This is a genomic window from Arthrobacter sp. FW306-06-A (genome assembly GCF_021870055.1).
Taxonomy (GTDB): Bacteria; Actinomycetota; Actinomycetes; order Actinomycetales; family Micrococcaceae; genus Arthrobacter.
The window spans coordinates 418995-437439 of record NZ_CP084552.1 but is presented as its reverse complement, the minus strand read 5'-3'; the positions used below and the strand labels follow the sequence as shown (position 1 = coordinate 437439).

The window sequence follows — 18445 nt, the reverse complement described above, 5'->3', positions numbered from 1 at the left end:
CGTCCTGCCAGAGGAGCGTCAGAGCTCCGCGCGCCGGGCGCGGACCGCCCGGCTTACGCCCACCGCCCCGGCCAGCAGGGCCAGGGCTGCCAGGCCGAATCCGGCAGTGGCAACCGTGGAGCCCGCACCGGCAGAATCAGCGGCACTATTGAGGGCGCCCGGCACCGAACCCGGAGCAGAGTGCAGGCCCTCGATGGTCTGCACGGCGAGCTTCAGGTTCTGGTCCGCCAGGCTGCCCCAGGCGTAAACGATGGTGTGCGTCCCTTCGGCCACCGCCACGTCCGCAGGGCCGATCACCGGGGTGGTAGTGCCGGCAGCGGCGACTGCGGCCGGGACGGTGCCGGGATCGAGGGTCAGGGTTTGCTCGTTCGGGTTGGCCAGGTTGGTGACGACGGCGGTACCGCCCGCCAGGACATCGACGGCGGGTGCAGCGGCGGCGTGCCGGACGGTCAGTTTGCCCTTGCCGGCCGGGATTTGGGAGACATCGTTGGTGAACAGGCTGGCGGTGGGCTTGCCGTCCGCGCCCAGGTGGGCCGCGGCGGTGTAGTTTCCGTTTGCGGCCAGGTTGACGCTGACCGGGCCAATGGCGGGCGCGGAGGCGTCGGTGGCGTCGGCGGCCGTGATGGCGATCTGGTAGGAACCCGCCGGAAGCGCCAGTGGCCCGGCAAGGGTTCCCGGGGCGAAATCATCAAGCGTGCGCTCGCCGTTGACCCAGACGTCCACGGTCAGTCCGGGGACGCCGTGCAGGACGGAAAGCTGGGCGTCCCCCTCTGCTGCGTTCGCGGGACCGGCCAGAGCGATTGCGGCTGCAATGGCTGCCGCACCGGCACCTGCGGTGAAGATTGTGTTGCGCATGTCCATCTCCTTGAACGGCCCGGCTGCCGGGCGTTTTTTGCTGACACCCCTACTACCGGCGCAGGGCCGGATTTGGATGCACATTCATGGAGATTTTTTTGGGCGGAGCTCCTAGGCGGAGGCCGGAGCGGCGGTGCTGGCGCGCAGGACCAGTTCTGGCGGCACCACGGTGGAGCTTACCGGGGCGCCGGACTCGATTTCCTGAAGCATGATGTCCATGCAGCGGCGGCCCAGCTCCTCGAAGTCCTGGCGGACGGTGGTCAGCGGGGGCGTGAAGTACCCCGCCTCCGGCTGGTCGTCGAAACCCACCACGGAGACGTCGTCGGGTACTTTGACCCCCGCCTCGGTGAAGGCGCGCAGCAGGCCCAGGGCCATCTGGTCGTTCCCCACGAAGATGGCCGTCGCAGTGCGTGCGGAAGCCAACCCGCGGCCGATCGCATAGCCGCTGCCGGCGCTCCAGTCGCCTTCCACAAGCAGGGAATCGTCCAGCCCTGCCTCCCGAAGGGCGGCGCGCCAGCCCTCCGCACGCTCGGCACCGTCGGTCCAGTCCGGCGGGCCCGCGATGTGCCCGATCTGCCGGTGGCCTTCCTTGATGAGATGTTCGACGGCGAGCCGGGCGCCCGCGCGCTGGTCCACCATGGCGCCGCTCACCAAAGCACTGCCTGCCGAGCCCACGGCCACCACGGGCACGGGGAGGTTCATCTGTTCCAGTACGGCCAGGGTTTCCGAATGCGGCACCAGCACGGCGATTCCGTCCACGGCCTGGTCCATGAAGTGGCCAACAGCGTCGGAGATGGCGTCCCTACTGACTTCCCGCAGGGCGGCGATGCTGACAAAGTAGCCGGCATTGCGGGCGGCATTTTCGACGCCCACCAACGTGTTGGCCGGGCCATATTGGGAGAGCTCGCTGGCCAGCACTCCAATGGTCTGCGATCGCCGCGTGACCAGGCTCCGGGCAGCGGTGTTGCGCCGGTACCCCAGTTCCGCAATGGCCGCTTCCACCTTTTCCCGGGTCGCCTTGCTGACGTTGGGGTGGTTGTTCACCACGCGGGAGACGGTCTGGTGGGAGACCCCGGCGATCTTGGCCACATCTTCCAGGCGCGGCATCCGGCCCTTGCTGGTTTTTGCCATGTGCCTATTGTGCCTGTTGCGGCCGCTGCGGCTCCGTGTCTCGCGGGTGCAAATCGTGTCCAGCGCAGATTGTGGATGGGTGCTTGCGCTGCCCCTGCCCGATGGGAAGGATGGGGGTCATCCGCGTCTGCAAAGAAGGAGCCGGCCCAATGACCAAGTACCTGATCTCGTTTCCCAGTGGCGTCATGGACATTCCCGACGGCGGCCTGCAGCAGGTTGCCGACGCGGCCCATGCGGTGGTCCGGGAGGCAAAGGACGCGGGTGTCTGGGTGTTCGGCGGCGGCATCGACGAGAGCGTCCCGCCGGTCATGGTGGACGGCGGCGGAACCGTCACGGAGGGCACCTACCCCCAGACGGCGCGGATCGAGGGCGGCTACACGGTGCTGGAACTGCCCAGCTACGACGCTGCGCTGCACTGGGCCGCGAAGATCGCCGCCGCCTGCCGCTGCGCCCAGGAAGTGCGGGCGTTCCAGTACGATCCAGCCAGCTGAACGCTGAACCCGGCCGCCTGGACCTGGACTAACGGTGGAACTGCAGTATCCGTTCACCGGCTCCTGGCGGGTGCAGAACTCCCCCGCGGACCGGGTTCCCAGCCACGGGACGCCGTTGTTGGGCACCAGCTACGCCATCGACTTCACGCCGGTGGACGCGAACGGGCGGTCCGCGCGGTTCACCCTGGCGTCGTTGTTCCGGCCCGAGCCGCCGGAACACTTCGTGGGGTTTGGCAGGACTGTCACGGCGCCGGTGTCCGGCATGGTGCGCGCCGCGCACGACGGAGAGGCTGACCACGCCGCTTTCCGCGGGTTTCCGTCAATCGGCTATGCCGCAACCCAGGCAGGGCGGGTCCGGGAAGGATGGCTGGGCCTGGCCGGCAACCACGTGATTGTCGAAAGCGCGGGCTTGTTCGTCGCTCTGTGCCACCTCAGGCAAGGAAGCGGCAGGGTCCGGCCTGGGCAACGGGTTGAGTGCGGCGAAGTGGTGGGAGCGTGCGGCAACTCCGGGAACAGCACGGAACCGCACCTGCACGTGCAGGCCATGGACTCCCCGAACCCCCAACAGGCTTCGGCGGTTCCCGTCACCTTCCCCGGCGGACTGCCGCGGAACGGGACGGTGTTGTCACTGTGAACGCCGCCAGTGGAAAGGCTGTCCGCTTGACTCTGCGTGCCTGAAACAGGAGGGGGCCGCCTGAAACAGAAAGGCCCCCACGTCCTTGACTCGATCCGTGAGGGGCTTCCCTTTAGCTGCTCCGCACATTGGGGGGACGTGCGTTCTTGCTTCCCTAAAAGTAGTAGGGCACATGCTGCTTTTCCAGTCGACACTCCGGCTGGGTGGATCGCCCCACAGGCGCAGCTTGCGTTGGTTGGCTCTTAAAACACCTGCAGGCCAGAACCAACATGGCTCTGACCTGCGTAAACGGTGGGCCCTGTGGGGCTCGAACCCACGACCCACGGATTAAAAGTCCGATGCTCTACCAACTGAGCTAAAGGCCCCTGCCGGCCGGTCAACACGTTGTGTCCGCCCGTCCGGCCCAATCCATTTCTGGACGTTAATACTCTAACCCATGGTTCCCGCGTCTTTCGCACCCGGTCCGGGAGCCGCCGTCGTGCGCCCAAACCAACTGGTGAAGGCCCTTTTCCGCCGGAGCGGGACGAATGCAAACATGCTCGATTTCCGCTGCGGCACAGGAGTAGCGTGGGGGCATGAGCGAGCAAGCAGGAAACAGTCCGTACGGCGGCAGCAACCGGCACCACAAGCCCAAGCCTTTCGCGCCGATGGATTTCGAACCGTTCGCCGGCGGGGCTGATCCCGCCCGGGTGTCCGAGGCCGCCCACCTCGCCGCCCAGGCCCTGGTCCGCCACGGCCGCGACAGCGACGACCCCCAGATCACCGAACGCCTGGTAAAGCTCGCGGACGAGCAGGGCCTGGAGGCCATTGCCGAGATGTGGGCCGAAAGCCCCGCCCGCTCCCTTCCCGGCGCGCTCTGGCGCCTCTACGCCCTCCGCGCCGCCACCGTCCGGGACCCCGAGCGCATCTCCGTCTACTTCCGCGCCGGAAGGGACACCGCCCAGGTTTCCAATGTGGTGGCCGGCGCCGCGGAGCCGCCCGGTGCCGATGAAATGCGCAGCATGGCGGACGCCATCCTCTCCGGCGCCTTCGACGGCGATTTCGACGTCGCGCTGGAACGTTCCGCCGCGTTTTGCCGCGTGGTGGCGCTCGGGCAGGCCACCCTCGCCGACGGCGCCGAGCACGCCAACGAGGCACATGCCAGCAAGCTGACGCGGAACTCGCACCAGTTGGTGAAGACCGCCGAGGACCTGGAACACGCCGCCAACGCGTGGCGCCTGGGCGAGTTGGACTGAGTTCCCTTTTCCTCCGGCGGCCCGCATTTCAGGGACGAAGCGGGCGCCCGCTGTCAAGATTGACTTGGGACGGGTGAAGTAGAAGACTGAAACCGGTGCCGAGCCGCGAAACCCCCGGGCTTCAACAATTAGCCGCCTAGAGCGGCCTACCGCCGAGAGGCGTATCCGGTTCGGCACCATTTTTCTGCCCTCATCCAGGTGGCCAATTCAGAGGCTGCTGTTACGGGCCGGTAGAGTAGGCGACAGTTGCCCGCCGGCGTCAAGTCACACCGCAGCAACCCCGCCTTGATAAGTCCCCGGAGACCGGTAAATACGTGAAGCTGCGCCTTTTTCCCCAGGAGCCCGCAGGGCTGAAGCTGCTCTCGCAGATGGCACAACAGATCGTGCTGGCCAGTGCCACCCTGGCCGAGATCCTTGGCGTACCCGCGGATGAGCACGGCAAGCTCGTGGAGGATATGCACAACATCGAGGCCAAGTCCGCCGAACTGCACTTCGCCCTTTTGACCCACATGCGCAGCAGCTTCGTGAACCCCCTCCCCCGCGAAGACATGTACGCGTTGTCCCGGTACCTCAACGAGGCCATGGAGAAGATGGATGCCGCCGCGGAGTTGGTGGCCCTGTACAAGCTGGACCGCCTGCCCAAGCGCGCCGCCGACCAGTTGGAGATCATCAGCCGGCAGGCCGAGCTGACCGTTGACGCGATGCGCAGGCTCAATGACCTCGATGACCTCGAGGACTACTGGATCGAAATCCTGCGCCTCGCCAAACGAGCCGAGCGCACCCACCGTGTCTGGGTGGCGGACATGATTGCGGACATGAAGTGGGCCCAGTACTCCCGCAACCGGGACATCGCCAACCAGCTGGTGGAGGTCACCAAGGACATGCGGCGGGTGGCCACCCAGGTAGGCAGCATCATCGTCAAGGAATCCTGAGGTGGCGGCAGCCATCTTCGGCGCGGTGGTCCTGCTGGCCGCGGCATTCGCCTTCCTGAACGGCTTCCGCGACGCGTCCACCTCCGTTGCCCTGGCGGTGCGGAACCGTGCCCTTACCCCAAGCGTCGGCGTGCTCCTTGCCGCGTTCTTCAACTTTGTGGGCGCCCTCCTGAGCGCCCTGCTCGCCGTCGCCGCCAGCCAGACCTGGATCAACCTTCCCAGCGGCGCTGATGGCCTCACCATCCTGGTGGCCGGGCTGGCCAGTGCCTGTGCCTGGGGGCTGCTGATGTGGTGGCGCGGCATTCCGGCCTCCTCCACCCATGCGCTGGTGGGCGGGCTTGCCGGCGCTGGCCTGGCCAGTCTCGCGATCGGGGGCCCGGGAGTTGAGGGGGTGGACCAGTCACTGTTGTTCCAGGTGGTCCTGCCGCTGGTGCTGTCACCGCTGGTGGCCTACAGCGGCTCCTTCCTCCTGGTGTACCCGGCCACGTGGGTGGCCCGATACACGCAGCCCAACGTGGTGAACCAGCGCTTCCGCCGGGGCCAGGCAGTTGCCGCCGGCGCGGTCGCGTTTGGCCACGGCCTGCAGGACGGGCAGCGCGTCAGCGCCGTGCTGCTGCTGGCCCTCCTGGCGGCAGGCTATTCCGACGGCGGGATCCCCACCTGGGTGGCCGCGCTCTCCGCCGTCATGATGACGGCGGGGACACTTTTTGGCGGCTGGCGGATCTCGCAAACCATCGGCTACAAGATCACCAGGATCGATCCCCTCCGCGGCTCGGTGGCGCAGACCTTCAGCGCACTGATGCTCTTTGTGGGCGCCATCGGGCTGCACTGGCCGCTGTCCACCACCCATACCGTCACCGCCGGGGCCTTGGGCGCCGGGGAAAACCAGCACTTTTCGGTGACCAACCGGAAGCTGGTCATCCGGATCCTGTGGCTCTGGGCCCTTACTCCCCTGGCCACCTGCGCCCTGGCTTTCGTGCTGGCCCTGGCGCTCTCCCCCATCCCCGGATAGACAGGGTTACCCGCGGGTGCAGATCCCCTGTACAGGGAATCCGCCGTGACGTACATTCGAAAGTGCGCCCCCGGTCAATGTTGCCGGGGACCGGCGTCCGCGCCGTGTGCAGGGCTGCGGATGAGCGCCGCTGCAGCAACACGGCGGCTTGGATGCACCACGCGGAAATGAGCACGCGTCATGTCTTTCCCGTATTCCCGGCGCCCCCTGCCACAGCCCCGGCAGCCCCAGTGCGAGGCCTGTGGAACTGAGCACCAGCTGACCATCCACGCCATCACGGCCATCGGAGCCGCGGGCGGAGACCTGGTGACAGTCTCCTACACCTGCAACGACTGCAACCTGTTCCAGGAGCACACCGCCTACGCCACCGACGTCGCGGCAGCGCTCAACCAGGTCCGGTGGATGGCGAAGGTGGTCATCTTCGGGGACGACTACATCCACTGCGGTTTTCCCATGGAGGAAGCCGAGTTCGAGGTTGAGCGGCTCTGCTACCGCAGCAGCAGGACCGGCCGCAGCCTCAACGCCGTGTCCCTGCCCACCCGCGTGCTGCGCTGCCAGTGCGGATTCCAGCTGGAAGTCCCGGAGTAGTCCCGGCGCCTTACTACAGCTGGATGCCCGCGGCACCACCTGGCGCGGACTGAAGGACGGCGGCCAGCTCCTCCGCCGTCAGGTTCGCGGCTGAACAGAGCTCATCCTGCGTGATTCCGGCAGTAGAGGCTGCGCGGACTGCCTGCCGCAGGGACTCCTGGGCGTTGTCCAGTTCCCACTGCATGCTTTCAACGAGCGAACTGGTGCGCCAGACCACGGACAGGACGTCCTCCTCCTCGGCAGCCACCGCAAGGTGGGGTTCGAGTTCCGGTGCCAAGGGTCCGGCCGCGAGGGGCCCGGCCAAACCGGCGGCGGCGGCAAAACCCTCCGCCGGCAGGACAGGGTCGGGCAGCACGATTTCAGGCAACACGGGATCCGGGAGGACCGCACTCTGCACTGCTGCACCTGCGCCTACTGCGGGTACGGAAACCGTAAGCTGGGGGCCCAGAGGGCTGCTGGCCGTCTGCGTCATGGCAAAACTCCTTAAGCTGGCTTACTACTAGTTCCGTAAGTATCTAGATGAGCGTACTAAACGAACTCCCAGAGCGCCAACGGGAGCGGGCTTATCCAAAGCGGCCGGAAACGTAGTCCTCGGTGGCCTTCTGGACAGGGTTGCTGAAGATGGTGTGGGTGTCGCCGTACTCAATCAGCTTGCCCGGCTTACCGGTGCCCGCGATGTTGAAGAAAGCGGTCCGGTCCGAGACACGTGCAGCCTGCTGCATGTTGTGAGTCACGATCACCACGGTGTACTGGTCCTTGAGCTCATTGATGAGGTCCTCGATGGCCAGGGTGGAGATGGGGTCCAAGGCGGAGCAGGGCTCATCCATGAGGATCACCTGCGGCTCCACGGCGATGGCGCGGGCAATGCAGAGGCGCTGCTGCTGCCCGCCGGAGAGACCGGAGCCGGGCTTCTCCAGCCGGTCCTTGACCTCGTTCCACAGGTTGGCGCCCTTGAGCGAGCGCTCCACCAGGACGTCGGCTTCACCCTTGGAGATCTTCTTGTTGTTCAGCTTGACGCCGGCCAGCACGTTGTCCCTGATGGACATGGTGGGGAACGGGTTGGGGCGCTGGAAGACCATGCCGATCTGCGACCGCACGGTCACGGGGTCCACGCCAGGGCCGTACAGGTTGTCGCCGTCCAGCAGGACCTCGCCCTCGACGCGGGCGCCGGGGATGACTTCGTGCATGCGGTTCAGGGTGCGGAGGAAGGTGGACTTTCCGCAGCCGGAGGGGCCGATGAACGCGGTGACGGACTTGGCCTCGATGTTGATGCTGACGTCCTCCACGGCGAGGAAATCGCCGTAGTACACGTTCAGGTCCTTGACGTCGATGCGCTTAGACATGGTGTTCCTTCACTTACTGGGTATGGGTTGAAGTCTAGGTTCCGCGGGTGGGCGGAAAGCAGGCGGTCTGGTTACCGGCCCGTTTTGGGGGCGAAGATCCTGGCGATCAGGCGTGCCACGAGGTTCAGGACCATCACCAGGATGATCAGCACCAGCGCCGCACCCCATGCCCGCTGCGAGGACGGGTCCGGGTTGGAGGGCGAGGTGGGGTTGAGGATCTGGGTGTAGATGAAGGTGGGCAGCGAGGCCATCCAGCCGCCGAACACATTCGAGTTGATGCTGGTGGCGAAGCCGGCGGTGACCAGGATGGGCGCCGTCTCGCCGATGACCCGGGCGATGGCCAGGGTGACGCCGGACGCGATGCCGGAGATCGCCGTCGGGATAACCACCTTGAGGATGGTCCGCCACTTGCGCACACCCAGGGCGTACGCGGCCTCACGGAGTTCGTTGGGGACGATCTTGAGCATTTCCTCGCTGGAGCGGACCACCACGGGGATCATCAGCACGGAAAGCGCGACGGCGGCCACCGCACCGGTCTTGGTGCCGGGGCCCACCACCACGAAGAAGAATGCGGCGGCGAACAGGCCGGCCACGATCGAGGGAATGCCGGTCATGACATCCACGAAAAACGTGATGGCCCTCGCCAGGCGGCCGTCCTGGCCGTACTCCACCAGGTAGATGGCGGTAAGCAGCCCCACGGGGACGGAGATCACGGTGGCCAGCAGGGTGATCTGCACGGTGCCCAGGAGCGCGTGGTAGATGCCGCCCATTACCGGGGCGCCGCTCTCCACGGACTTGTTATCGAAGGCGCCCGTGACGCCGTTCATGGAGGTAGTGAGGAATCCGGGGTCGAGGAGTCCGGGGATGCCGTTGACCAGCACGGTCCAGATGACCGAAACCAGCGGCAGCAGCGCCACCAGGAACGAGCCCACCACAAGGCAGGTGGCCAGCTTGTCCTTTGCCTTGCGGGAGCCTTCCACGGCCGCACTCCAGGAGACCAGGCCCACAGCGAACAGGACCGCGGAGACCACTCCCCAGCCAAACGGGTTGAAGCCGATCAGGGCCATGATGGCAGCGCCGACAACCAGGGCCGCACCCAGCACGGCGTAGGGTGCGTACTTGGGCAGCTGGCCCTTGGTCAGTGCCGACCGCTTGCTGCGGACGGGGGTAAGCGTGGAGGTCATTTAGTTGGCTCCCGAAAATTCTTTGTGCCGGGTGATGACCCAGCGCGCGATCATGTTCACGGCCAGGGTGATGATGAACAGCACCAGGCCGGCGGCGATCAGGGTGCTGACTTTGATGCCGCTGGCTTCGGGGAAGTTCAGGGCGATCTCGGCAGCGATGGTCTGGTTTCCGGACTGGATCAGGCTGGCCGTCAGGGCGCCGGAAGAGAGCACCAGTGCTACGGCCATGGTCTCGCCCAGTGCGCGGCCCAGGCCCAGCATGACGGCGCTGATGATGCCCGGACGGGCGAAGGGCAGCACGGCCATCTTGATCATTTCCCAGCGGGTGGCGCCGAGCGCCAGCGCGGCTTCTTCGTGCAGCTTGGGGGTCTGCAGGAAGATTTCGCGCGACAATGAGGTGATGATCGGCAGGACCATGACGGCCAGGACAATGCCGGCCGTGAGGATGGTCTTGCCGGTGGTGGAGGCCGGACCCTCGAAGATGGGCAGCCAGCCCATGTTCGCTGCGAGCCAGCCATAGGCAGGCGAAATCTCCTTGGCCAGGAAGGCCGCACCCCAGGCGCCGTAGACCACGGAAGGGATGGCGGCCAGCAGGTCCACCACATAGCCGAGCCCGAAGGCCAGGCGACGGGGTGCGAAGTGGGAGATGAACAGTGCCACGCCAATGGCGATGGGGGTGGCGATCACCAGCGCGATGACCGCGGCGATGAGCGTGCCGATCACGATCGGCCAGATGTAGGCGAAGAAGCCCTGGCCGCCCTGAATTTTGTCGGCGGGAGCGGTCAGCGCGGGAATTGCCTGGACTACCAGGAAGAGCGCGACGCCGAAGAGGACGGCGAGGATCAGGCAGCCGGCTGCCAGCGCGGCGCCGGAAAAGACTTTGTCCCCGGCGCGCCCGGCGCCCTGGGTACTGGTCAGGGAGGTGGCGGTCATTCGACGGCCCTTCGATTCGTTGCTGGATTGAGGAGGCGGGGTGCAAAGCCAAGTTCCCCGCACTGCCTTCCGGCAGGCGGGGAACCCGGTTTTGCAGCGTTGGCTAGGACTTGACCTTGATCGAGTCGACGGCCTTGGCAGCCTTTGCGGCGAGGTCCGAGGACAGCGGGGCGGACTTGGCCGACTCGGCTGCGGCCTTCTGGCCCTCTGCGGAAACTACGTAGTGCTCGAAGGCCTTGACCAGGTCAACGGTCTCCTGCTTGTCGTAGGTGGTGCACAGGACGTGGAAGGACACCAGGACGATCGGGTAGGCGCCGGCGATGGTGGTCTTGCGGTCCAGCTTGATGGAGAGGTCGTTGGCGGCGCGGCCTTCAACCGGCTTGCCTGCGTCCACGGCCTTCGCAGCGGCGTCAGCCGAGATCTTGGTGAAGGAATCGCCCACCTTGATCTGGGCCACGCCGAGCTTGCCGCTCACTGCGGAGTCGTCAGCGTAAGTCACGGCGCCGGGGGTGTCCGTGACGGTCTTGACCACGCCGGAAGTGCCCTTGGCATTTTCACCCTGAAGGCTGGCGGGCCAGACACCGGCGGCCTTGTCGGTCCAGACCTCGGGTGCCGCTGCGGCCAGGTAGTCGGTGAAGTTCTGGGTGGTGCCGGAGTCGTCGGAACGGTTCACCGGGGTGACCTTCAGGTCGGGCAGGGAGACGCCGGCGTTCAGGGCGGCGATGGCGGGATCGTTCCACTTGGCGATCTGGCCGCGGAAGATCTTGGCCACGGTGGTGGCGTCCAGCTTCAGGTCGGTGACGCCGGGAACGTTGAAGGCCACGGCGATCGGGGAGATGTAGACCGGGACGTTGATGGCGCCCTCGGGGCCGCAGACGGACTTGGAGGAGGCGTATTCGTCATCCTTCAGGTAGGCGTCAGAGCCGGCGAACTGGGCTGAGCCGTCCAGGATGGCCTTGCGGCCCGCGCCGGAGCCGTCCGGGGAGTACTGCACGCTGGCGCCGGAGTTGGCGGAAGCGAAGTTGGTCTTCCAGGCGTCCATGGCAGCGCCCTGGGCGGAGGAACCAATGCCGGTCAGGGTGCCGGTGACCTTGGTGCCGCCGGCGGACTGGCTGCCGGCAGGAGCGGTGCCAGTGGCGTTGTCTGAACCGCAGGCGCTGAGCGCGAGTGCGCCGGCTGCGATAACAGCGATAGCCGCGTGGCGGCCGAAGCGGAGTGCCTTCACTAGATGTACCCCTTCCAGGGTTATTCAGGTGCGGGACAGGGACGGAGAACCCTGCTGCGCGATGCGTACGTTGTGTACCTTCAAGAAAGTTATGGGCCGCAGGTAACGGGATGGGCTGTCCAAAGTGAACGGAGGATTAACGACGGCGGGATATTGGCTGACAAATGCCGGGTCACCATTGCGCGGATCACAGGTGGGGCCGTAGTGGCGGCACGAAGTGCAGCACCGGACAGCAAATAGACTGAACGGCATGGCTCCAGCAGCAGGACTTTCAGCAGGCAAACGGTTCCTGCACGGCCGCATCCGCACCGGGTTGATCCGAAGCCGGAATTCGCTGGTTCCGGCAATCCAGATGACCGTCTGCGCCGTGGCGGCCTATGCCTTCGCGGAGTACGTCCTGGGGCACAGCGGCCCGCTGTTCGCAGCCACGTCGTCCCTCATCGCCCTTGGCTTCTCGCGTGAGCCACGGCTGCGGCGGGTCGTGGAGGTGGGCCTGGGCTGCACCATCGGGATTGCCGTGGGTGACCTGCTCCTGCACTGGCTGGGCAGCGGAATCTGGCAGGCCGCCGTCGTCCTTCTCTTCTCAATCCTCCTGGCCCGCTTCCTGGACAGCGGAACCATCTTCACCACCCAACTGGGGCTGCAGTCGCTGCTGGTGGTGCTGCTTCCGGCGCCGGCGGGCGGGCCGTTCACGCGCAGCATCGACGCCGTGGTGGGAGGCCTTTGCGCACTGCTGGTGACCATCCTCATGCCCAAGGATCCGCGCCGGGAGCCGCGCCGCGATGTCCAGAAGCTGCTGCATGAGCTTGCCGAGGTGCTGCGCGAATGCGCCGACGCCCTGGTGAACAGCGATTCCACCCAGGCCTGGCACGCGCTGATCCGCGGCAGGAACTGCCAGCCGCTGGTCGACGCCATGCGGCAGTCACTCCGTGCCTCCGGTGAGGTTGCCACCCTGGCGCCTGCCTACCGCCGGCACCGGGATGAGCTGGACCGGCTCAAGCAGTCGCTGGACTTTATCGACCTGGCGCTGCGCAACAGCCGCGTTTTCGCCAGGCGGCTCACCAGCGCCATCAACCATGCCGCACTCTCTGATGAGGCGACGGACAGCATCGCCGAAGTGCTGCAGGAGACCGCTGCCGCGATTGACGAGCTTTCGCTGGGCCTTGCGGAATCGCACGACGGCGTCCGGCGCGCCCACCTGCGCACAGCGCGGCGGGACCTGAGCGAGATTGCCCTGCGCCTGCATCCCAAGCTGCTGGAGGTGCAGCGGCTCGAGGGCGAGACGGTGGTCATGTTGTTCCGGCCGCTGATGGTGGACCTGCTGGAGGCCACCGGGATGGACGCCGACGAGGCCAGGGACGTGTTGCCCGCACTGTAGTGTCGGTGCCCGCCGCTAGGGTTGAACGCATGGCAACGAAGACTTCCCGGGCGTCAAAAGCGCCTGCATACAAATGCGCCGAATGCGGCTGGACCACGGCCAAGTGGGTGGGCCGCTGCGGTGAGTGCCAGGCCTGGGGCACCGTTGAGGAAACAGGCACTGCGGTGGCGCGGACCACGGCGGCCACAACAGTTGTGGAACCGGCCCGGAAAATCGCGGACGTGGATGCCACCACGGCTGCCTTCCTGCCCACCGGTGTGGACGAACTGGACCGGGTGCTGGGCGGCGGCCTGGTTCCGGGCGCCGTCATCCTGCTGGCCGGTGAGCCCGGCGTGGGTAAGTCAACGCTGCTGCTGGATGTTGCGGCCAAATTCGCACGGACCGCCCAGGACGTCCTATATGTCACCGGCGAAGAGTCGGCGGCACAGGTGAAGCTGCGCGCGGAGCGGATCGACGCCGTGGCCGAATCCCTGTACCTGTCTGCGGAGACCGACCTTGGCCAGGCGCTGGGGCAGGTGGAGAAGATCGAGCCGCGGCTTCTGATTGTGGATTCGGTGCAGACGCTCAGCAGCGCGGACGTGGATGGCAGCGCCGGTGGCGTGTCCCAGGTGCGGGAGGTGGCGGCTTCCATCATCGCGGCCGCGAAACGGCGCAACATGACCACTTTACTGGTGGGGCACGTGACCAAGGACGGTTCCATCGCGGGGCCGCGGTTGCTGGAACACCTGGTGGACGTGGTCTGCCAGTTCGAGGGCGAGCGGCATTCACGGCTGCGGCTGCTCCGGGCGGTTAAGAACCGGTACGGGCCCACCGACGATGTTGGCTGCTTCGACCTGAACGAGAACGGAATTGAGGGCCTGGCCGATCCCAGCGGACTGTTCGTCAGCCGCACCAAGGACCCGGTGTCAGGTACCTGCATCACTGTCACCATGGAGGGGCGGCGCCCCCTGCTGGCGGAGGTGCAGTCGCTGCTGGCCGAGAGCCCCAACTCGCAGCCCCGGCGCGCCACCAGCGGCCTGGACAGTTCCCGGGTGTCCATGCTCCTGGCCGTCCTGCAGCAGCGGGCAGGAACCCTGCTGCACAAGGACGATTCCTACGTAGCCACCGTTGGCGGGGTGAAGCTCAGCGAGCCCGCCACTGACCTTGCAGTTGCCCTTGCGGTGGCGTCTGCCAAAGCCCGCAAACCCCTGCCCATCCGGCTGATCGCCTTTGGCGAAGTGGGACTGGCCGGCGAGGTCCGGCCGGTACCGGGCATCAACCAGCGCATCCAGGAGGCACACCGGCTGGGATTCACCCACGCTGTGGTTCCGGCCAGCCACACCGGGCCGGGCCCGGTGCCGCCGGGGTTCTCCGTGCGTGAAGTGGAACACCTGACGGAGGCACTCAGCCTTTTGATTGGTTAGCAGTCCCGGTTGAATATGCAGCCGCCGGCGTCCGCCCTGACCGGTGGCGATCCATCGCCGGATTCAGTGGGCGGTACGGTGGATGGGAGCCTTCTCGCAGACGGAGGCTTTTATTTCTGTGCTGGGGGAAGCTTGGTAACCAAGGAATGGCAGGGCACTGCCGAAGGGGCTGCCCACGCGGGCAGGGCACCGGTGCAGCCGGTTGTGTCGGACCGTCTTGACGGACTGTTCGGAGGGCTGAGCGCGCGGAAGCGCGTGATTGCCAGCCAACTGCCGGTCAGCATGACCATTTTGCTTGTGGTGCTCGCCGCCGCAATTTTCAGCCCGGAAACGTTGGTCAACAACTTGTTCCTGGCGGCGCTGCTGTTCCACGTGGCAATCGCCGTTGCGTGCATTGCCACCCCGTGGGGGCGTCTTCCAATGGGGGCCTTCGCGGTGATCCCGCTCCTGGACTGTGTCGCCATCGGTTTCACCCGGGAGGCTGGCGGCCCGGCCTTCAGCGTCCTGAGCATGATGCTTGTGTTCCCTGTCATTTGGCTCTCGGCGCAGGTGCGGCCGTACATGCCGGTACTCGCCATCTCGGGGACCATCCTCGGTGTAGTGGTTCCCGCCGCCTTGCATGGGTCGCCGCCCGCAGGGGGGTCCATGATCCGCACCCTGATACTCCCGTTGGTCATGTCCGTCATTGCGGTTACGGCGCACGTAGTGGCAACCACCATCCGCCGCCAGCGCATGACTTTAGTCCAAAACGAGCACGAAATGGCACGGACCCTCGACGAGAGCGTCCGCCGGCAAAGCCTCCTCGACGCCGTACTTAAGGCCGTTGGGGTGGGTGTTTGGGTGGTGGATGCCAAGGGAAACACCGTCCTGGCCAACAGGGCCATGCGGTCGGACCCCGTCCTGGCAGACGTCATTGGGTCCACGGGTGGAAGCGGCGCTGCCGGCGGGCCGGGGCTGCTGATGTCCGCCGATCGCTCCACCCCTGTCATGCTCCACCAGCTTCCCGCAGCCCGCGCCGCCGCAGGGGAAGCGTTCACTGACGAGTTGTACTGGGCCGGTCCTGCCGACCGCCAGCGCGCCTACTCCGTAAGCTCGCAGTCTTTCCCTCCGTCCGGCGGGCAGGAGGGCGGTGCCGTCATCACTTTCGTGGACGTGACCAGCCTGATTAACGCGCTCGCGGCGAAAGACAACTTTGTTGCCACCGTCTCGCACGAACTCCGGACCCCGCTCACCTCAATCCTCGGCTACCTGGAACTGGTCCTGGACGAACCCGGGCACGAGGAGATCCAGGAAGAGCTCCTCGTGGTCCGCCGCAATGCAGAGCACCTGCTGAACCTGGTCAACGACCTGATCGCCGTGGCGTCCGAGCGGGTTGACCTGTCCTTGGAGGAGACGGACCTGGCCCCGCTGCTCGCCGTCGAGGTCGACGCTGCCTTGCCCAAGGCGGCCAGCAGCGGGCTGCAGCTGGCGCTCGATGCCGAGCAGCCGCTGCCCGGCAGGATGGACCCGAAGCGGATCAGCCAGGTGATCCAGAACCTGCTCTCGAACGCCATCAAATACTCCCCGGACGGCAGCTCGATCACTGTCACAGGCCGCCGGAGCGGCGCAGACCTGGTCTGCACCGTTTCGGACACCGGCTTGGGGATGACTGGGGAGGAGCAGGAACAGGCGTTCACCAAGTTCTTCCGTTCGGCGCGCTCACGCGAAACAGCCATACCCGGCGCAGGCCTGGGACTGTCAGTCAGCAAGACGATTATCGAGGGCCATGGAGGATCAATCAGCCTGGACAGCGAGCCAGGCGTGGGCACCACCGTAACCTTCGTCCTGCCGGCATCGTGAGCGGTTCCGGCTTGATCTTGGGTGCGGCGCAGTTGTTTAGGGGCAGGCGTCAGGAACCCTGGGCCAGCCAGCGGGAGACATCGCTGCGCAGCACCAGCAGCGGGCCCCCGGTGGCGCTTACGTTGCCGTTCGCCACGTAGTACCCGCGGCCCGAGCCGGCTCCCCCGGCTGCCCGGTCCAGGGCGTCCACTAAGTGCCGCGGCAGGTGCCCCTGCGGGCCAAGGCTGCGCAGCTCATCCACTTCTTCCGGCGCCAGCCGGCCCAAAACTTCAGCTATGTTGGCCATCAGCGGTCCCTTCGAGGAGTGCCTGAAGGAATAACCTAGAGCAGCGCCGTGAACTGCACGTTAACGGTTGACGGCAATTTTGCACTTCGCTTGGGAAGTGCCCTGTTGGAGGATCGATGCCCATTCGAAGCGCAGGCATACTGTTGTACCGGCAGGACCTGCCCATACCCGCCGGCGCCGGCACCTCCGGCGGCCACCATGGGCTGCAGGTCTGGATCGCCCACATGGGCGGCCCCTTCTGGGCGCGCAAGGACGCGCACGCCTGGTCCATTCCCAAGGGCGAGTACGTTGACGGTGAGGACCCACTCGCTGCCGCCCTGCGCGAGTTCGCCGAGGAGATGGGCACTGAGGCTCCTGGAGTTGAGTACAGGCTGCTTGGCGAATTCCGGCAATCCTCCGGAAAGCTCATCACTGTCTACACCGGGGAGGCGGCTTTCGATCCGGAGGCCATCAACAGCAACACGTTTCCGCTCGAGTGGCCCAAGGGCTCCGGCAGGATCCAGCACTACCCCGAAATCGACGACGCGCGCTGGTTCCCGGAGGAGGAGGCACGGCTCAAGCTTGTAAAGGGTCAGCTGCCAATCCTTGATGCCTTGGTGAAAGTCACCGCCGTGACGTGACGCAGCCGCCCGTCCGCCGAACGACAGCTCTCCCCGCTCCGGGACCGCCGTGACGTGACGCAGCCGCCCGAACGCCGTCAGCTCTCCCCGCTCCAGGACCGCCGGAACGGTGCCGTTAATTTCCGGTCACCACCAAAGCCACACTGTGGCCGCCGAAACCGAAGGCGTTCACCAGCCCTGCCCGGCGATGGCCCGGCGGAAGCTGGTGGGCGCTTTCGGTGATGACGTGAAGGTCCACTTCCGGGTCCAGCGTCCCGACATTCAGGGTCCCCGGCAACTGGCCGGTGCGCAGGGCCTCAAGGACTACGACGGCTGCCAACGCACCGGCCCCGCCCAGCAGGTGGCCGGTATGCCCCTTGGTGGAAGTGACGGGGACGCCAGGGCCGAAGACTGCGTTGATCGCCTGGCCTTCCAGCCGGTCACCCACAGGGGTGGACGTGGCGTGGGCGTGTACGAATCCAATGTCCGCCGGCTGCAGGCCAGCTGAGTCCAGCGCCTTTTGCATGACCCGGCGCTGCATTGCGGGATCCGCCGCCACGATGTCGTTTGCGTCGGAGGTTACCGCTCCGCCGGCTACGGTACCGAGCACGGCCGCGCCCCGCGCATGGGCATGCTCTTCACTTTCCAGCAACACCACCGCGGCACCTTCCGCCAGCACAAAGCCGTCCCGGCCAGCGTCGAACGGACGGGACGCGCGCTGCGGATCGTCCGCGCGCGTGGACAGTGCGCGGATCTGGGCAAAGCCACTGATCACCAGGTCATTGACCGAGGCGTCAACGCCACCGGCAATTACGACGTCGGCAGCACCTGAGCGGATCAGCTCCGCTGCCTGGACAATCGCCTCAGCTCCCGAGGCACAGGCGCTGACAGGAGTCCGGGCGCCACCGCGGGCACCGAGATCAATGGACACCCAGGCCGCGGGGCCATTGGCCATGAGCCGCGTGAGGGTGTGCGGCGAGACTTTGCGCGGGCCGGACGCCGCCAGCACCCGGTCCTGCTCGATGGTGGAACCCAGCCCACCGTAGGCGGAACCGATCACCACAGCGAACCGCTCCGGGTCCACCTCGGGGGCACCCGCCTGCACCCATGCCTCGCGGGCCGCGATCAGGGCAAGCTGGCCGCAGCGGTCCATCCGCTTCATTTCGCGGGTGCTGAGGTGCTCCGAAAGATCCGCCGTGACCTGCCCGGCGATCTTGACCGGCAGCTGCTCAGCCCAGCCCTGCGAGAGTGCCGCTATTCCGGACCGCCCATCGAGCAGGGCCTCCCAGGTTTCCTTGACGGTGGAGCCGAGCGGGTTGATGGTTCCGGCCCCGGTCACCACGGCCCGCGGCTGTGCCGGGCCTGCCGGCAGGTTGA

Annotated in this window: 19 protein-coding genes and 1 tRNA gene; 10 read left to right on the top strand and 10 right to left on the bottom strand. The window is 66.6% G+C overall.

The genetic code is table 11. The features are described 5' to 3' along the window. Window positions 1-18 precede the first annotated feature (18 nt). Window positions 19-855, bottom strand: a complete 837-nt coding sequence (locus LFT49_RS02185) for a DUF4397 domain-containing protein (protein ID WP_237429617.1) — start codon at window positions 853-855, stop codon at window positions 19-21. A gap of 111 nt (window positions 856-966) precedes the next feature. Beyond that, window positions 967-1986: a LacI family DNA-binding transcriptional regulator gene (locus tag LFT49_RS02180; RefSeq protein ID WP_236800643.1), complete on the bottom strand. Its 1020-nt coding sequence runs from the start codon at window positions 1984-1986 to the stop codon at window positions 967-969. Between the two features lie 149 nt (window positions 1987-2135). On the opposite strand from LFT49_RS02180, the gene LFT49_RS02175 reads away from it, so the two are divergent. Then, window positions 2136-2477, top strand: coding sequence for a YciI family protein (locus tag LFT49_RS02175; RefSeq protein WP_237429616.1), 342 nt, complete (start codon window positions 2136-2138; stop codon window positions 2475-2477). A gap of 34 nt (window positions 2478-2511) precedes the next feature. Further along, window positions 2512-3111: a M23 family metallopeptidase gene (locus tag LFT49_RS02170; RefSeq protein WP_237429615.1), complete on the top strand. Its 600-nt coding sequence runs from the start codon at window positions 2512-2514 to the stop codon at window positions 3109-3111. A gap of 292 nt (window positions 3112-3403) precedes the next feature. Here the strand turns inward: LFT49_RS02170 and LFT49_RS02165 are convergent. Next, window positions 3404-3476 (bottom strand) — tRNA-Lys (locus LFT49_RS02165). 210 nt (window positions 3477-3686) lie between these two features. Here LFT49_RS02165 and LFT49_RS02160 point away from each other — a divergent pair. The 4 genes from LFT49_RS02160 to LFT49_RS02145 all read left to right on the top strand — a co-directional run bounded on the left by LFT49_RS02160 (window position 3687) and on the right by LFT49_RS02145 (window position 6878). Next, window positions 3687-4346, top strand: coding sequence for a hypothetical protein (locus LFT49_RS02160; RefSeq protein WP_236800640.1), 660 nt, complete (start codon window positions 3687-3689; stop codon window positions 4344-4346). 314 nt (window positions 4347-4660) lie between these two features. Next, on the top strand, window positions 4661-5278 hold the full coding sequence (locus tag LFT49_RS02155; RefSeq protein WP_236800639.1) for a DUF47 domain-containing protein: 618 nt from the start codon (window positions 4661-4663) through the stop codon (window positions 5276-5278). 1 nt (window position 5279) lies between these two features. After that, window positions 5280-6290, top strand: coding sequence for an inorganic phosphate transporter (locus tag LFT49_RS02150; RefSeq protein WP_236800638.1), 1011 nt, complete (start codon window positions 5280-5282; stop codon window positions 6288-6290). Between the two features lie 180 nt (window positions 6291-6470). Beyond that, window positions 6471-6878: a hypothetical protein gene (locus tag LFT49_RS02145; RefSeq protein WP_236800637.1), complete on the top strand. Its 408-nt coding sequence runs from the start codon at window positions 6471-6473 to the stop codon at window positions 6876-6878. A 13-nt stretch (window positions 6879-6891) separates the two neighbouring features. Here the strand turns inward: LFT49_RS02145 and LFT49_RS02140 are convergent, their stop codons facing one another. The 5 genes from LFT49_RS02140 to pstS all read right to left on the bottom strand — a co-directional run bounded on the left by LFT49_RS02140 (window position 6892) and on the right by pstS (window position 11563). Continuing rightward, a complete protein-coding gene (locus LFT49_RS02140) occupies window positions 6892-7350 on the bottom strand; it encodes a hypothetical protein (RefSeq protein ID WP_237429614.1) in 459 nt (152 codons plus the stop codon). 91 nt (window positions 7351-7441) lie between these two features. After that, window positions 7442-8221, bottom strand: a complete 780-nt coding sequence (gene pstB, locus LFT49_RS02135; RefSeq protein WP_018770927.1) for a phosphate ABC transporter ATP-binding protein PstB — start codon at window positions 8219-8221, stop codon at window positions 7442-7444. A 71-nt stretch (window positions 8222-8292) separates the two neighbouring features. Next, window positions 8293-9405, bottom strand: coding sequence for a phosphate ABC transporter permease PstA (gene pstA, locus LFT49_RS02130; protein ID WP_237429613.1), 1113 nt, complete (start codon window positions 9403-9405; stop codon window positions 8293-8295). After that, window positions 9406-10338: a phosphate ABC transporter permease subunit PstC gene (pstC, locus tag LFT49_RS02125; RefSeq protein WP_237429612.1), complete on the bottom strand. Its 933-nt coding sequence runs from the start codon at window positions 10336-10338 to the stop codon at window positions 9406-9408. 103 nt (window positions 10339-10441) lie between these two features. Beyond that, complete coding sequence (pstS, locus tag LFT49_RS02120) at window positions 10442-11563, bottom strand: phosphate ABC transporter substrate-binding protein PstS (protein ID WP_236800633.1); 1122 nt, start codon at window positions 11561-11563, stop codon at window positions 10442-10444. A 250-nt stretch (window positions 11564-11813) separates the two neighbouring features. Between pstS and LFT49_RS02115 the strand changes: the two genes are divergently transcribed. From LFT49_RS02115 to LFT49_RS02105, 3 genes are all read left to right on the top strand, one after another. Then, window positions 11814-12941 carry an FUSC family protein gene (locus tag LFT49_RS02115; RefSeq protein ID WP_236800632.1) on the top strand — a complete coding sequence of 376 codons (1128 nt, stop codon included), beginning with the start codon at window positions 11814-11816 and terminating at the stop codon, window positions 12939-12941. Between the two features lie 29 nt (window positions 12942-12970). Then, window positions 12971-14344 carry a DNA repair protein RadA gene (gene radA, locus LFT49_RS02110; RefSeq protein ID WP_236800631.1) on the top strand — a complete coding sequence of 458 codons (1374 nt, stop codon included), beginning with the start codon at window positions 12971-12973 and terminating at the stop codon, window positions 14342-14344. A gap of 282 nt (window positions 14345-14626) precedes the next feature. Beyond that, the gene (locus tag LFT49_RS02105; protein ID WP_237429611.1) at window positions 14627-16183 is read left to right on the top strand and encodes a sensor histidine kinase; all 1557 of its coding nucleotides are present in this window, start codon (window positions 14627-14629) and stop codon (window positions 16181-16183) included. Window positions 16184-16232: 49 nt separating this feature from the next. Here LFT49_RS02105 and LFT49_RS02100 read toward each other — a convergent pair whose 3' ends face one another. Beyond that, window positions 16233-16469: a hypothetical protein gene (locus LFT49_RS02100; RefSeq protein WP_237429610.1), complete on the bottom strand. Its 237-nt coding sequence runs from the start codon at window positions 16467-16469 to the stop codon at window positions 16233-16235. Window positions 16470-16585: 116 nt separating this feature from the next. Here LFT49_RS02100 and LFT49_RS02095 point away from each other — a divergent pair, with 116 nt between their 5' ends. Then, on the top strand, window positions 16586-17089 hold the full coding sequence (locus tag LFT49_RS02095) for an NUDIX domain-containing protein (protein WP_237429609.1): 504 nt from the start codon (window positions 16586-16588) through the stop codon (window positions 17087-17089). 115 nt (window positions 17090-17204) lie between these two features. On the opposite strand, the gene LFT49_RS02090 is transcribed toward LFT49_RS02095, so the two are convergent. After that, window positions 17205-18440 carry a beta-ketoacyl-[acyl-carrier-protein] synthase family protein gene (locus LFT49_RS02090; RefSeq protein WP_237430454.1) on the bottom strand — a complete coding sequence of 412 codons (1236 nt, stop codon included), beginning with the start codon at window positions 18438-18440 and terminating at the stop codon, window positions 17205-17207. Window positions 18441-18445 lie beyond the last annotated feature (5 nt).